Source organism: Streptomyces sp. ATLC9 (genome assembly GCF_057196705.1).
Genome location: NZ_JBXUOY010000583.1, coordinates 1 through 490 on the forward strand (window position 1 = coordinate 1; position 490 = coordinate 490).

A 490-nucleotide genomic window follows, 5' to 3' on the forward strand; every position below is an offset into this window, starting at 1 on the left:
CGGCGCGGCCGCGCCCCCCCCCCGCCCCCCCCCCCCCCCCCCCCCCCGGGCGGCGGGGGCCCCCGGGCGCCGCCCCGGCGGACTCCCCGGCCTCCGGGCGGGGGCCCGGAGGGTCCGGAGAAGGCCGGGAGAACCGGGAGAACCGAGAGGAAGGCCCACGAGGTGCCGAGCACGATCACAGCCCAGCACGTGGGGGAGCTTCTCAGCTCCTCCGATCCCGATCCCCGGCTTGTGCTGCTGGAGGGCCGCCCGCGGGTGGTGTCCGCCGCCGAGGCGGGCGGCGACCGCTGCCGCGGAGCCGTGGAGGTCGTCTCGCGCGACGACCTCGCCGCCGGACTCGGCCCGGGGACGCCCTCGGAACAGGAGCTGGAGGCGCTGGCCTCCAGGCTGGAGAGCGTGGTCTCCGAGCTGGGCGGCTGAGGGGTCCGCCCGTGGGGGGTTCGGCCCCCCCCGCCGCGGGGGGCGCACGCCCCCCCCCCCCCCCGGGGTC

1 protein-coding gene is annotated in these 490 nt (G+C 81.4%); it reads left to right on the top strand.

What is annotated here, in order from left to right; translation table 11 throughout:
- Positions 1–162 precede the first annotated feature (162 nt).
- The gene (locus AC2CJA_RS27175; protein ID WP_484605274.1) at positions 163–420 is read left to right on the top strand and encodes a hypothetical protein; all 258 of its coding nucleotides are present in this window, start codon (positions 163–165) and stop codon (positions 418–420) included.
- Positions 421–490: the final 70 nt, after the last annotated feature.